Raw genomic sequence first — 15,018 nt, 5'->3', positions numbered from 1 at the left:
CCCGATCCGCATCGGCCGGCGACACCGTGCACGTGGTGGGAATCACCACGGACCCGGATGGCGCCTACCCGCTCTACGGCGGCGCCGCCGTGCTCTCCGACGCGGACCTGGCCGCGATGGCCGGTGTCGACGACTTCAGTTCGATGAGCGTGCTCAACATCTACCTCGACGTCGCCGACACGTCATCCGACGCCGCGAAGGCCACGATCGCGCGCGTCGAGAAGCTCCTGCCCAGGCATTACACGATCCAGTCGCGCGCCGACGCGGCCGACGCGTCGGTCAGGAGCATGAGCGGCGGCGGCACCGACATCACCACCACGTTCCTGCTGAGCTTCGGCGTGCTCGCGATGCTCGTCGCGGCGCTCGTCATCGCCAACACGTTCCAGGTGCTCGTCGCCCAACGCCGACGCACCCTCGCCCTGCTGCGCACCATCGGCGCACGCAAGGGGCAGCTGTACGCCTCCGTCCTGCTCGAAGCCGGCATACTTGGACTCATCGCCTCGGCGCTGGGCGTGCTGCTCGGCATCGGCCTGATGGCCGGGGTCGGAGCCTCGGGCCTGATGAGCAAGGCCGGCCTGGAGAAAGGCGTGATCCTCAGCTGGCAGGTGTTCGTCGTACCGATCCTCTTCGGCATCATAATGACCATCATCGCCTCGCTCGGCTCCGCACGCTCCGCCACGGCCGTCACCCCGTTGGAGGCGCTGCGCCCGATCGAACTGACCGCCACCCGCCGCGCCGGCATCCTACGCGCCGTACTATCCACGCTGATGCTCATCGCCGGACTGGCCGGCTGCTGGTTCGGCGCATGGCAGATACATGAGCTCAACGTCGGACGCGACTCGCTGGCGAAGGACAACTACGGACCGGTGCTGCTGATCGCGATCGCGGGATGCGCGTTCGTGTTCCTCGCACTCGTCCTGTCCGCCACGTTCTGGCTGCCCGTGCTCATGCGAGGATTCGGCGCGCTCGTCTCGCTGACCGGTCCGAGCGCGAAGGTCGCGCACGCCAACATCCAGAAGAACCCGCGCCGCGTCGCCGCCACCGGCGTGGCGCTGCTCATCGGCGTCACCCTCGTCTCCACCATCGCCACCGGCGCCGCCAGCGGCAAGCAGACCATGGCCGAGGCGATCTCCACACGCTACAGCGTCGACATGATCGCCACCGGAAGCGACATGACCGACGCGCAGATCCGCAAGGCCTCCACCGTCAAGGGCGTGACCGCATCCCTTACGGCGCCCACCGCCGCGGCGAGCGTGAAGACCGCCGACGGCAAGGACCTCACCGTGCTGCTCGTCGGAGTCAAGGACATCGACTCGCTGCGCAAGGTGATGCACGCCGACCTGAACGGCGTGGGTCTCGGCGTGGATGACGTGCTGCTGCCCGCCTACTCGGCCTCGGACGGCAGGAAACTCACCTTCCCGGCGAACAGGGGAACCACGTTCACGATCGCCTCCGCCGACGGCTCCACGACTCCGATCACGCTCACACCGAAACAGGCCGACTACCGCAGGGTCAGCTCCGACTACGGGGCCGTCGCGTTCATCGACGCCGACCGGTTCGGCAACGGGGGAATCCAGGCCAGCGGACGCATGCTCATGATGGCCGTCGACAACCGGAACGACACGCCGCTGATCACTGTCCTCACCGACGTGCAGGCCGCGTTCTCCGCCAACCCCGGCATCACCGTCACCGGCCCCGTCGCCGAACGCGCCATGTGGGAGACCATCATCGACGTACTCATGTCCATGCTCGTCGGACTCATCGCCGTGGCCGTGCTCATCGCACTCGTCGGCGTGGCGAACACCCTATCGCTCTCCGTCATCGAACGCACCCGCGAATCCGCGACCCTGCGCGCCATCGGCATGACCCGCGGCCAGCTCAAACGTTCGCTCGCCGTCGAATCACTCCTGCTCTCCCTCGTCTCCGGCATCGTCGGCGTGATACTCGGCACCGGATTCGGCTGGCTCGGATCATACATGGTGTTCAGCCTCTACGGGAAGGTCGCCCTACCCTTCGAATGGACGATGAACGGCACCGTACTCGCCGTGGCCGCCCTAGCCGCGCTCATCGCCAGCATCGCACCCGCACGCCGGGCCGTCAGAACCCCACCGGTCGAGGCGCTCGCCGAAGCCTAGACGAACAACCCAATGACACGACAAGGGGGTGTCGCCCGTGGCAGGCGGCACCCCCTAGCCATCTATCCATGATCCACCGGAATGCCGGCTCACACCAGCCTGTTGTCATAGGCGAAAACCACGGCCTGCACGCGATCACGCGCATGGATCTTCGACAGGATATGCGCCACATGCGTCTTCACCGTCGGCAGACTGATGAACAGCTTATCGGCAATCTCCTGATTGCTCAGACCATGCGCGATCTCCACCAGCACCTCACGCTCGCGATCGGTCAACAACTCCAGCTCCGGATCCGTATACGACACCGGATCAGACGGGTCGACCATACGACCGCCGGCAAGCGGAGCATTCGCCGGAGCCGGCGAACCCGCGGAGAAACCGGAACGGACCGACGCCGACACCGCCGTCCGACGCGCCGCGCTCGCCGGCCCCTCCACGGGGGCGCCGATGGGGAGCGTCCCGTTCTGCGCGTAACCGTCCCGCATCATCTTCTCGATGAGCCGTTTCGTGGCGGAGGGGGCGATGATCGCATTGCCCTGGAACACGGTGCGGATCGAGGCGAGCAGCGTCTCCGGCTCCGTGTCCTTGAGCAGAAAGCCGGAGGCGCCGGCGTCGATCGCCGCCATCACGTACTCGTCCAGATCGAACGTGGTGAGGATGATCACGCGCGGCCCATGAGCGTCGATATCGACGATCCTGCGCGTCGCCTCGATGCCATCCATGCCTGGCATGCGCACATCCATCAGTACGACATCCGGATGGAGACGCTCGGCCAGTTCGACGGCATGCCCGCCGTCCCCGGCCTGCCCGACCACGTCCATATCCGGCTGGGAGCCGATGACCATGGCGAATCCGGCCCTCACCAGCTCCTGATCGTCGGCGATGACCACTCGAATCCTGTTGCTCTCACTCATACCGTCCACCCTACCCGGTGGCGGCGCGCACGCATGGAGCAGATACCCTGATTCTTCCCTGAATCAATCCCGCATTCCCGGCCGTTCCCGCCACATGACAACGAGTGGTGATGATGATCAGCCGGCCGAACGACTCCTCATCTGTTCGTCCAACGGCGCCGCGGGGGACAACGGCGCGGCATGACGGTCCTGCCGTCGGGATGCGGGCGTTCCATCGCTGAATCCGGTCTCGCGCAGCACCGTCAGCAAGCGACGCATATGCGCCAACGCCTCCCTGCCCTGCGCGCCGATGCCCGCGAACGATTCGGCGATCCGATCCGCGGACGGCTGCGGCGACTCGTCCAGCATGACCAGCCCCTCGTCCGCCTTGGCGGTCACCGCATCCAACGTGGACGCAACCTCCGAACGCATCGCCGCGCCGATACGCTCACGCTCCATGTTCGCGGCCAATACCCGCTGACGCTCCTCCTCGGCCCGTAGTGCCTCCTCACGCTGACGCAGCACCAGCATGTCCGACCCGCTCGAACGCCGCCATGCGGCCATCGCCATCGAAGCAAGACACAACAGCATCATCAGCATGCCGATCGGCATCGAGCCGAACAACAGAACCCACATCGAACCATCATCCGGCAGATCGGAGGGAACCATCCCCACAAGCGGTCCGATACCCTCCCGTCCGGCCACTATCCGCACGCCGAACAGCCACGAATCCACGGCGGTCGCGACCAACACCCAACGCCATGCACCATCACGACCGTAGAGCACCGCCGCATGGACGGACGACAACGCGAACACGCCGACCACGGGAATCGACGTCAGGCACAGCAACGCCAACGCGCACAGCACCGCCATGGCCAGCGCGCTCCGCTCGGGGAACCGACGACGCAACGCGAACGGCGTAAGCATGACCGCCGTCAACACCACCGCAACCGCACGCTCCACCGGTTGCACAACGGACGAGACATCGGCGAGCCCCGACTCGTCAAACATCGCCGGATAAAGCAGCCACGTCAGAATCGCCGCGGACAACACATCCATGAACAGATAATGCCTACCCGTCCACCACGCCAGATAGCCGATCCAATTCGAACGGGACACGCCGCCATCCGGAACCTCGTCGGCATCGGAATCCACGATCGATCGACCCGCACGCCACGACCGCCACCGGACGGACAAACCGGACAAGACGGACGCCACCCATCCGAACGAACCCGACAGAGAGGCAACGGCACCGACCGATCCAACGGGCAACGACGATTCATCCGAACGCGCAGACAACTCCCCATGCGACGCGGCAACAGACGACAACGGGATACGAGCCGAAACCGTGAACCCACCCGATTCCGCCGGGCCGGATTCCATATCGCCGCCCACCGCGGTGACGCGTTCACGCATGCCCAACAGGCCATAACCGGCACGATGCCCATCCAAAGCCGCCCTCGCACCAAGACCATCATCATGAATCACAATACGAAACTCATCCGGACCCCACGTCTCAACGATCGTCACCCGAGCATCCGGGCCGGCATGCTTGCGCACATTCGACAACGACTCCTGCACCAGACGAAACACGGCCACATCCGCATCAGGAGAGAACCGATCGGGACGGGCATCACCCTCCACACGGCGATCAACCGGCGGCACGCCATCACACAGAACCCCAATACGCGCATACCCCTCATCCGCAGGACCACCGAACACCTCGAACAGACGATGCATATCCCGCTGGGCGATCAACGCCTCATGACGGATCGTCGCCATCGTACGCTTCGCCACACCGATATCACGGGCACCCGCATACCGGCCGCCATCCGACTGGACGATGATCGTCGACAACGTATGCGCCACAACATCATGCATATCACGAGCGATACGCGCCCGCTCCGCCAACGCCGCGATACGACGCTCCTCGTCCTCGCGCGCGGCGATCGATTCATTGCGCTCTCGCATGGCGCGCAGGGTCGCCAGACGCGACCGGCGCCAGAAGGCCATGATGATCGCACTGACGAGGCACACCGACATGGCGATCATCAGCAGACCCGCGTCCATGCCGATATCTCCGACGCAACCACCGGAGTCGCCGCCGAACACGCCGCTGGTCGACGATCGACACGACGGCGGCCAAACAGGCCTCAGCCCCGGGGCTAGAACATCCGTGATCGTCCCCTCGCCGAACAGAGGACCGAGATTGAACGCCAACGACCAGACGACGGACGCCACCGCGCCCATGATGAACGCGGTGACGATAAAACGCGGCGCATGACCGGGTGAACCGTGCACCAGCACCGAATACAGCATCAGCAGTGCATAGAAATCGCTATAGGAGGTCGCCGGTCCCAATACGAGATGGGCCGCGCACAACGCGACAAACAGCCACGCGGCCGCCTCCGGCCGCCAGCGCCGCATCGCCAGAGGAATCACGGTGAGAGACGCCCACAGGTACAGGGCATCGGCGTTGGTGGCGAACAGCAGGCCGGGCGTGGTCGACGTGTCCGTACTGCCGGACAAGGGAAAACACAACCCGGTCAACAACGCCGCCAGCAGAATGTCCACCGCCAGCACATGCCCGCGGTTCCATTCGGCGAGCCGCTCCATCCATCCGTTCATGACATCCAAGGCTAGTGCGAACGACGGCCGTCGCCCATCATGCCATGGGATGAGATGCCCGCGAACCATGAAGAGACGGGTAGAGTTGACCTGTACGCGAACGCACGCGCCTGACTCAGGCGCGGTCGGCCGAACGAAGGGAAGACGCATGACGCTGCTCAACGAATACTATGTTCCGGGACTGCACATCGAAGACCGCTCCATCGACGTGCCGCTCGACTGGACAGGACACGAGCCGGGACACGGCTTCGACGGCGAGCCGATCAAACTCTTCTACCGTGTGGTCACCACACCCGAACACGTGCACGACGACCTGCCCCTACTGATCTTCCTGCAGGGAGGCCCCGGCGGCGCCGGCCCCCGCCTGCTCAGCCCGCAATCCGACGGATGGATCGAAGAAGCAACAAAACACTTCCGCGTAATCCTGCCCGACCAACGAGGCACCGGACGATCCAACCGCGTCGACACCCACACGATGACACGCATCGCCGCCGCCCACGCCGACGACAACACCAGCGCGACCAGCGCCGCACGCGCACAGGCCGACTACCTCAAACTGTTCCTCGCAGACTCGATCGTACGCGACTTCGAACACCTGCGCCGCACCGAATTCGGCGGACGCAAGTGGGTGACGATGGGACAGAGCTACGGCGGCTTCCTCACACTCACCTACCTGTCACTATTCCCCGAAGGCATCAACGCCAGCTTCACCACCGGAGGCATCCCGCACGTGCCAGCCGACGCCACCGAAGTGTACGAGCACACGTTCCCACGCATGGCGAGAAAGACCCGACAGTTCTACGAACGCTACCCTCAGGACGCTGCACGCGTCGCCGCGCTCGCCGACACGCTGCCGACCGCCGCGGAGGTGAACGAGTTCGTCGCCACGCTGACCGATACGGTGCTCGGCCAGCTGGGAGGAACCGCCATCGAGCATCGCCTCGGCGTGATCGCCGGCATGGCCGCGCACGGTTTCCCGCTACTGCCCAACGGGGATCCGCTCACCGTTGAACGGCTGCAGTGCCTCGGCTCCGATTTCGGCATGAAGCCCAGCTTCGAACGCGTCCATTGGATCCTCGACGACGCCTTCACATCCGGTGACGGTTCGGTGTCGGCCGAGACCGAACCGGGTGATGCGTCGCTGTCCGACCTGAGCGACGAGTTCCTCGCCAAGGTCATGAACGCCACCTCGTCGCGGCCGCTGTACTGGCCGCTGCAGGAGTTCATCTACGCCAACGGCGAGCTCGGCGAGCCGATCCGCTGGGCGGCGCAGCGCGTGCGCGACCGACACCCCGAGTTCGACACGGGGGAGCGCCCCCTCAACTTCACCGGTGAGGCGATGTTCCCGTGGATGTTCGAACAGGAGGCCGCGCTCCGACCGTTCAGGGCGGCGATGGACGTGCTCATGGAGGACACGCACTTCGGCGTGATCTACGACGAGGAACGTCTCGCGGGCAACGAGGTGCCGCTGCAGGCGGGCGTCTACTTCGACGACATGTACGTCGACTCGGGCATGCAGCTCGACACGCTGAGCCGCATCGGCAACAGCCACTACTGGGTGACCAACGAGTTCGAACACGACGGCCTGCACGGGTCGGTCGTGTTCCGCCACCTGTGGCAGGAGGCGCTGGACCGCGGTGATCTGGAGACGCTGTTCTAGAGGAATATGAGGCCATAGGAACACAGGCAGGAAAGGAACCATCATGGACGATACGGATGATCTGACCATCGGATTCATCGGCTACGGCAACATGGCGCAGGCCATCGCGCAGGGACTCGTCGACGCGGGCGTGGTGCGCGGCAGGCAGATCGTCGCCTGCGCCGCCCACTACGACAAGCTGGAGCGCAACGCCGCCAAACTCGGCGTCAGGGCACTGCGCAGCCCGATCGAGGTGGTCGCCGCCTGCGATGTGGTCGTCGTGGCGATCAAGCCCTATCAGATCGAAACGGTGATCGGACCGCTGACGCAGGAGCTTGCCAAGCCCGGAAGGTTCGTCGTGTCGATCGCGGCCGGCTGGGATCTGGAGAGGTACCGCACGCTGTTCGATGCCCGGACGCAGCAGTCGCAGCCCGCAGCCGGTGCGGACGGCGTGGAAGACGGGGAAGCACCAGTCGTGCATATCCAGTGCACGATCCCCAACACCCCGATGGCCGTCGGCAAGGGCGTGCTCGTCACCGAATCCATGAACACGCTCACCGCCGATCAGACCGCCGTCTTCGAGAGGCTGTTCGCGCCGATCAGCCTCATCGAGCGTGTCGATTCCGCGCACATGAACATCGCGATGGTCGTGGCCGGATGCGCCCCCGCCTTCACCGACATGTACATCGAGGCACTGGGTGACGCAGGCGTCAAGTACGGCCTGCAACGAGATGCCGCATATCGTCTCGCCGCGAAGATGGTCGAGGGCGTCGGCGCCCTGTACATGGCCACCGGCGCGCATCCGGGAGCCATGAAGGATGCCGTCTGCTCGCCTGGAGGCACCACCATCCGCGGCGTCGGACAGCTCGAGAAGGACGGGTTCCGTGGAGTCGTCATCGACGGTGTCGACGCGATCATGGAATGATCTCGTAAGGTGCGGGCGCCGGGACATCCGAAATCGCTCAGAATGTAGGACATGACGGCACTGTGAGACGGATCGTGGCCTAGAGTGACGCATGATCGACCACCACGACAAGGGAGGATCATGTCAGTATTGGACGAACTGGTGGCGGGTGCACTGGAGGACCAGCGCACCCGCGAGCGCAGCGTATCGCTTGAGGACGTGAAGCGTGCCGCACTGGCGGCCCCGGCCCCGATCGATGCGATGCGATGGCTCAAGCGCGCCGACGGCATCCCCGTGATCGCCGAGATCAAGCGCGCATCCCCGTCCAAGGGACACCTCTCCGACATCCCCGATCCGGCCGCACTGGCATTGGAGTACGAGAAGGGCGGCGCCAGCGCGATCTCCGTGCTGACCGAAGGCCGCCGATTCCTCGGCTCCCTCGACGATTTCGACAAGGTGCGCGCCGCGGTGCATATCCCCGTGCTGCGCAAGGACTTCATCGTCACCGACTATCAGATCTACGAGGCGCGTGCGCACGGCGCCGATCTGGTGCTACTCATCGTCGCAGCGCTGGACGACGCGACGCTGAGGCATTTGCTCGAGCTGTCGCACGAGCTTGGCATGACCGTGCTCGTCGAGACCCATACGCGTGAGGAGATCGATCGCGCGATCGCCGTCGGCGCCAGGGTCATCGGCATCAACGCCCGCAACCTCAAGGATCTGAAGGTGGACGTCAACAAGTACAACGAATTGGCCGCGAACCTGCCGGACGATGTCATCAGAGTGGCGGAATCCGGTGTGTTCGGCGCCGTGGAGGTCGAGGACTACGGCCGTGCCGGCGCGGACGCCGTCCTCGTCGGAGAAGGCGTGGCCACCGCCGACGACCATGAGCTGGCGGTCGAACGACTAGTAAAGGCAGGAGCAAGAGTGAAAGCATCCGAAACCACCCCGTTGAGCGAACATCACGGACCGTATTGGGGGCAGTTCGGCGGCCGCTACGTGCCCGAGGCGCTGATCACCGCCTTGGATGAGCTGGAGCGCGTCTACGATGAGGCCAAGGCCGATCCCGAGTTCCACAAGGAGTTCATGACCCTCCAGCAGCGTTACGTGGGTCGTCCCTCGCCGCTGACCGAGGCGCCGCGCTTCTCCGCGCTCGTCAGGGAGAAGACCGGTCTCGATGCACGCATCTTCCTCAAGCGTGAGGATCTGAACCACACCGGCGCCCACAAGATCAACAATGCGCTCGGTCAGGCGCTGCTCGTCAAGCGCATGGGCAAGACCCGCGTGATCGCCGAGACCGGAGCCGGTCAGCATGGCGTGGCCACCGCCACCGTCTGTGCGATGCTGGGCCTCAAGTGCCGCATCTACATGGGCCAGATCGACGCGCGCCGTCAGGCCCTCAACGTGGCCCGCATGCGCATGCTCGGCGCCGAGGTGGTCGAGGTCACGCTCGGCGACCGCATCCTCAAGGACGCCATCAACGAGGCGCTGCGCGACTGGGTCACCAACGTCAAGGACACCCATTACCTGCTCGGCACCGTCGCAGGTCCGCATCCGTTCCCCGAGATGGTGCGCGACTTCCAGAAGATCATCGGCGAGGAGGCCAAGCAGCAGCTTCAGGACTGGTACGGCATCGACCATCCCGACGCGGTGTGCGCGTGCGTGGGCGGCGGCTCCAATGCCATCGGCGTGATGAACGCCTTCCTCGATGACGAACGCGTCAACCTGTACGGCTACGAGGCCGGCGGCAACGGCCCCGAATCCGGCAGGCACGCCATCCGCTTCGCCCCCGGCACGGGTCAGCTCGGCATGTTCCAGGGGGCCAAGAGCTATCTGCTGGAGACCGATGAGGGACAGACCCTCGACACCTACTCGATCTCCGCCGGACTCGACTACGCATCCGTCGGCCCCGAACATTCGTGGCTCAAGGACATCGGTCGCGTCAACTACTCGTGGGCCACCGACGAGGAGGCCATGAACGCCTTCCGCGACCTGAGCCAGACCGAGGGCATCATTCCCGCCATCGAAAGCTCGCACGCGGTCGCAGGCGCCTACAAGGCCGCCGCCGACCTCAAGGCCAAGGGATACGACAAGGCCGTGATGATCATCAACATCTCCGGACGCGGCGACAAGGACATGGCCACCGCCGGCAAGTGGTTCGGATACCTGACCGATGATCAGCCAAGGCGCTCGAGGTCACCGGAGCGCACGGCAACACCGTGGCCTGAGACAAGAGGAAGAGGAGATTTTCCCATTATGACGAACGCAGCAACCACGCCATCCGGACAGCCGCTTGGCATCAGCCACAAGCCCAGCCAGACCGAGGCGCTGTTCACCCGGTTCAAGGCCGAGAACAAGCCCGCCTTCATCGGATACCTGCCGTACGGGTTCCCCGATCCGGACACCTCGCTCGAGGCGTTGCGGACCATGGTCGAACACGGGGTAGATGCCGTCGAGATCGGTCTGCCGTACTCCGACCCGGTGATGGACGGACCGGTCATCCAGGCCGCATCCTCCATCGCCCTCAACAACGGCGAGACCATCAGGCGCGTCTTCGAGGCCGTCGAGACCGTGGCCAACGCCGGCGGAGTCCCGCTGGTCATGAGCTACTGGAACCTGATCTACCATTACGGCGTCGAACGGTTCGCCACCGACTTCGAGAACGCCGGTGGCGCCGGTCTGATCACCCCCGACCTCATCCCCGACGAGGCCGGCGAATGGATCGAGGCGTCCGACAGGCACGGTCTCGACCGTATATTCCTGGTGTCCCCGGATTCGTCCACCGAACGTCTTGAGATCGTCTCCCGCAATGCCCGCGGCTTCGTCTACGCCGCCGCGCGCATGGGCGTCACCGGAGAGCGCGCGCAGCTCGACGCCTCCCCGGAACTGCTCGTTGAACGCACCCGCAAGGCCGGTGCGACGAACGTGTGCGTCGGCATCGGCGTGTCCACCGCCGAGCAGGGCGCGAAGGTCGGATCCTATGCCGACGGCGTCATCGTCGGTTCCGCACTCGTCCACACGCTGCTTGCCGACGACAACAGGACCGCGCGCGACAAGGCCGAGGGGCTGAGGCTCCTCGCCGCCAAGAGCGAGGAACTCGCCGAAGGCATCCACGGCGCGCGCAGCTGACAACGGTTCCGGCGCGGATTCGCATGCCGCGCGTAGGATGAAACCATGAATCTCGCGTATATTCCCTCGCCGACGTTCTCGAAGTTCCAGATCGGCCCGGTGACCATCCGCATGTACGCGGTGTGCATCCTCATCGGCGTATGCTTCGCCGTCTGGATCCTCACTCGCAGGTGGAAGCGCGTGGGCGGCACCTTCGATCAGGTGCTCGACACCACGTTGGTCACCGTGCCGTGCGCGTTGGTCGGAGCCCGCCTCTACCACGTGTTCACGACCCCCGACATGTACTTCCCCCCAAACGGGGACCCCGCCGACATCGTCAAGGTGTGGGAGGGCGGCATGGCCATCTTCGGTGGCATCGGCGTGGGCGCGCTGGTCGCGTTCCTGTGGTGCCGGCATCGACACTACCCGTTCGCGATGTTCGCCGACTGCCTCGCTCCGGGACTGCTCGTCGCACAGGCCATCGGCCGACTCGGCAACTGGTTCAATCAGGAGCTGTTCGGCTGGCCGACCACCCTGCCGTGGGGTCTCAAGCTCAACGACTCCTCCGACGCGATCGGCCGTACCGAGGTGTGCTATCAGGGGACGGCATGCCCCACCGGCACGCTCTTCCACCCGACGTTCCTCTATGAGATGATCTGGAACCTCATCGGCGCAGCCCTCATCGTCTGGATCGGCCGTCGGTTCGCAGACCGGCTCAAGGCGGGGCAGCAGTTCGCCATGTACATGATCTGGTACGGTCTCGGCCGCAGTTGGATCGAGAACGTCCGCATCAACTACTCCACGGTGATCCTCGGCCTGAGGACCAACGTGTGGACCGCGATCCTCGTGTTCTTCGCCGGATGCATCCTCTTCGTCGTGCTGCATCGCATCGGCCAGAACACTTCGACGCTGAGCGAACGACTCGTCGCGGTCACGGCGGACGAGCTTGAACGCCAGCGCCTCGAAGAGGAACAACGCGGGAAGAACAGGCGTTGAACTTCCGGCGACATCCTCGCCAATGCACGACATCGTCCGAATTGATAGATAAGGTATGAAATCATGAAGAAGATTGAAATCGCACCCAGCATCCTGTCCGCCGACTTCTGCAACCTCGAGCGTGACCTCAAGGCCATCGCCAACGCCGATCTGGTCCACGTGGACGTGATGGATCATCACTTCGTGCCGAACCTGACGCTTGGCGAGCCGATCGTCAAGCGCATCTGCGAGGTCACCGACCTGCCCGTTGACGTCCACCTGATGATCGAGGATCCGGATCGCTGGGCCCCGGAGTACGCCAAGCTCGGCGCCTCCTCCGTGTCCTTCCACATGGGGGCCACCCATGCTCCGGTCCGTCTGGCGCGCCAGCTGCGGGACATGGGCTGCAAGGCCTGCTTCGCCGTGCGTCCGGCCGAACCGGTCGAGCCCATCTTCGACATTCTCGACGAGTTCGACATGATCCTCATCATGACCGTCGAGCCCGGCTTCGGCGGTCAGAAGTTCCTCGACAACCAGATGGCCAAGGTGCGTCGTCTGCGCGACGAGATCACCCGCCGTGGCCTGTCGACCAAGATCCAGGTCGACGGCGGCGTCAGCCCGAAGACCGCGCACATCGTGGCCGAGGCCGGCGCCGACGTGCTCGTGGCCGGTTCCGCCGTGTACGGGGCCGACGACCGTGCGGCAGCCATCGACTCCATCCGCGACAAGGCGGCCGCCGCCTACCGCGACTGAGCGCGACACGACGAAGGGCCCGCATCGGACGAGCCGCGTCACACGCGTCACATACCGCGTATAACGCCACACAACAACAGAAAGCATCAATCACACATCATGAAGACGTTTGAATCCCTGTTCGCCGAGCTGAGCGAGAAGGCCAAGACCCGTCCCGAAGGATCCCTGACCGTCGAGGAGCTCGACAAGGGCACCCATTTCATCGGCAAGAAGATCGTCGAGGAGGCCGGAGAGACTTGGATCGCCGCCGAATACGAGGGCGCCGACCGCACGGCCGAGGAAATGAGCCAGCTGCTGTACCACGTGCAGGTCATGATGATCAAGCACGGCCTCACGCTCGAGGACGTCTACAAGCACCTGTGACCGCGTGCTCCGCGCAACATGACCAACGGTCATGACATGACTAGCGGAGCACCTCCCGTGACACTCATCAAGCCGCGTGAACCATGGCGGCACTAAGGGGAAAACCATGCTGAGAATCGCCGTACCCAACAAGGGCATGCTGTCCGAGCCCGCTTGGAACATGCTGTCCGAGGCAGGATACCGACTGCGTTCCAATCCACGACAGCTCGTCGTCGAGGATCCCGATAACGACATCGAACTGTTCTATCTGCGTCCTCTGGACATCGCCGTGTATGTCGGCAGCGGCACCATCGACTGCGGCATCACCGGCGAGGATCTGCTGAAGAACTCCGGCACCGAGGCGCTCGAGCACATGCCTCTCGGATTCGGAGCCTCCACGTTCCGCTTCGCCGCGCCCAACGAATCCTCCTTCTCCAAGCTGGAGGACATCGAGGGCAAGCGGGTCGCCACCTCCTTCGACAAGCTGGTGCACGATTATCTGGTCGAACACGGCATCAACGCGCAGACCATCCATCTGGACGGTGCCGTCGAATCCTCGGTGCAGCTCGGTGTCGCCGATCTCATCGCCGACGTGGTGTCCACCGGAACGACGCTGCGCAACGCCGGTCTGCGGATCTTCGCCGATCCGATCATGCATTCCGAGGCCTGCCTGATCCGTTCCCCGCGTCTCGATCCGAAGGACGAGCGCCTCACCGTGCTCAGCCGTCGTCTTGAAGGCGTGCTCACCGCGCAGCGCTACGTGCTCATGGACTATGACATTCCGATCTCCAAGGTCTCCGCAGCCGTGGCCGCGGCCCCCGGTTTCGAAAGCCCGACGATCTCCCCGCTGCACGACAAGCAGTGGAACGCGGTGCGCGTCATGGTTCCGAAGGCCAAGGTCAACCAGATCATGGACAAGCTCTACGAGGTGGGCGCCCGCGGCATCATCGTGACCGCATTGCAGGCGTCCCGCATGTAGCCGTACGGCCCATGCGTGTACAGTGAATCGAAGCATGACCGAGCACAACGTCACATCACGGTACAGTCCGGAGGCGAAGGACATCTATCTGACCGTCCCCAACCTCATCAGTTTGCTGCGCATCATCTCCATCCCGTTCATCGCCTGGCTGATGGCACGGCATGAGATGGTGCCGGCACTGATCGTACTCGCGATATCGTCCGCATCGGACGGCATCGACGGCATTCTGGCGCGCAAGCTCGATCAGGTCAGCAAGATCGGGCAGATCCTTGACCCTCTGGCCGATCGTCTGCTCATCTTCTGTTCGATCCTGGCACTCGGGGTGGCGGGCATCATCCCCTGGTGGATGCTCATCGTCGTCGGGCTGCGTGATCTTGTCATGGCGGTGCAGGTGCTGTGGATCGCGCAGTACGGGTATGGCCCGCTGCCCGTGCATTTCGTGGGCAAGGCCGGTACCGCGCTGCTCATGATGGCGATCGTCGCCCTGACCGTGGCCGACCTCGGAACCGGATCCCTGTTCCGGCTGCTGCATCTGGCCGCACTGGCCGCCGGCATCTGGGGCGTTGCCATGTATTGGCTTGCCGGATACATCTATTTCCGTCAGGGCGTCACCGTGCTGCGTCAGGAACTGCCGCGCCAGCATGGCAAGGCCTGAGTCGTGG

The 15,018-nt window shown here is 64.6% G+C and carries 11 protein-coding genes and 1 pseudogene; 10 read left to right on the top strand and 2 right to left on the bottom strand.

Annotated elements, in window-relative coordinates:
- A partial coding sequence (locus BCAL_RS11095; RefSeq protein ID WP_043260132.1) for an ABC transporter permease occupies positions 1–2,135 on the top strand: 2,135 nt, incomplete at its 5' end.
- Between the two features lie 89 nt (positions 2,136–2,224).
- Here BCAL_RS11095 and BCAL_RS11090 read toward each other — a convergent pair.
- A complete protein-coding gene (locus BCAL_RS11090; protein ID WP_043166549.1) occupies positions 2,225–3,049 on the bottom strand; it encodes a response regulator in 825 nt (274 codons plus the stop codon).
- Positions 3,050–3,166: 117 nt separating this feature from the next.
- On the bottom strand, positions 3,167–5,656 hold the full coding sequence (locus BCAL_RS11085) for a DUF7134 domain-containing protein (protein ID WP_238549701.1): 2,490 nt from the start codon (positions 5,654–5,656) through the stop codon (positions 3,167–3,169).
- Positions 5,657–5,804: 148 nt separating this feature from the next.
- On the opposite strand from BCAL_RS11085, the gene BCAL_RS11080 reads away from it, so the two are divergent.
- From BCAL_RS11080 to BCAL_RS11040, 9 genes and pseudogenes are all read left to right on the top strand, one after another.
- Complete coding sequence (locus BCAL_RS11080; protein ID WP_043166545.1) at positions 5,805–7,316, top strand: alpha/beta fold hydrolase; 1,512 nt, start codon at positions 5,805–5,807, stop codon at positions 7,314–7,316.
- A gap of 43 nt (positions 7,317–7,359) precedes the next feature.
- Complete coding sequence (gene proC / locus BCAL_RS11075; RefSeq protein WP_043166543.1) at positions 7,360–8,220, top strand: pyrroline-5-carboxylate reductase; 861 nt, start codon at positions 7,360–7,362, stop codon at positions 8,218–8,220.
- Between the two features lie 120 nt (positions 8,221–8,340).
- Positions 8,341–10,427, top strand: a pseudogene (locus BCAL_RS11070) (bifunctional indole-3-glycerol phosphate synthase/tryptophan synthase subunit beta).
- A 28-nt stretch (positions 10,428–10,455) separates the two neighbouring features.
- Complete coding sequence (trpA, locus tag BCAL_RS11065; RefSeq protein ID WP_043166539.1) at positions 10,456–11,328, top strand: tryptophan synthase subunit alpha; 873 nt, start codon at positions 10,456–10,458, stop codon at positions 11,326–11,328.
- A gap of 45 nt (positions 11,329–11,373) precedes the next feature.
- Positions 11,374–12,303, top strand: a complete 930-nt coding sequence (lgt, locus tag BCAL_RS11060; protein ID WP_043166538.1) for a prolipoprotein diacylglyceryl transferase — start codon at positions 11,374–11,376, stop codon at positions 12,301–12,303.
- Between the two features lie 63 nt (positions 12,304–12,366).
- Positions 12,367–13,035: a ribulose-phosphate 3-epimerase gene (gene rpe, locus BCAL_RS11055; RefSeq protein ID WP_043166536.1), complete on the top strand. Its 669-nt coding sequence runs from the start codon at positions 12,367–12,369 to the stop codon at positions 13,033–13,035.
- Between the two features lie 99 nt (positions 13,036–13,134).
- Entirely contained in the window at positions 13,135–13,398 is a 264-nt protein-coding gene (locus BCAL_RS11050; protein WP_043166534.1) for a phosphoribosyl-ATP diphosphatase, read from the top strand.
- A 106-nt stretch (positions 13,399–13,504) separates the two neighbouring features.
- A complete protein-coding gene (hisG, locus tag BCAL_RS11045; RefSeq protein WP_043166533.1) occupies positions 13,505–14,356 on the top strand; it encodes an ATP phosphoribosyltransferase in 852 nt (283 codons plus the stop codon).
- A 34-nt stretch (positions 14,357–14,390) separates the two neighbouring features.
- Positions 14,391–15,011, top strand: coding sequence for a CDP-alcohol phosphatidyltransferase family protein (locus BCAL_RS11040; RefSeq protein WP_043166531.1), 621 nt, complete (start codon positions 14,391–14,393; stop codon positions 15,009–15,011).
- The last annotated feature ends 7 nt before the right edge of the window (positions 15,012–15,018 follow it).

The organism is Bifidobacterium callitrichos DSM 23973 (assembly GCF_000741175.1).
GTDB classification, from domain to species: Bacteria; Actinomycetota; Actinomycetes; order Actinomycetales; family Bifidobacteriaceae; genus Bifidobacterium; species Bifidobacterium callitrichos.
Note: the sequence above shows the minus strand (reverse complement) of the source record. Positions and strands in the feature narration are given on the sequence as shown.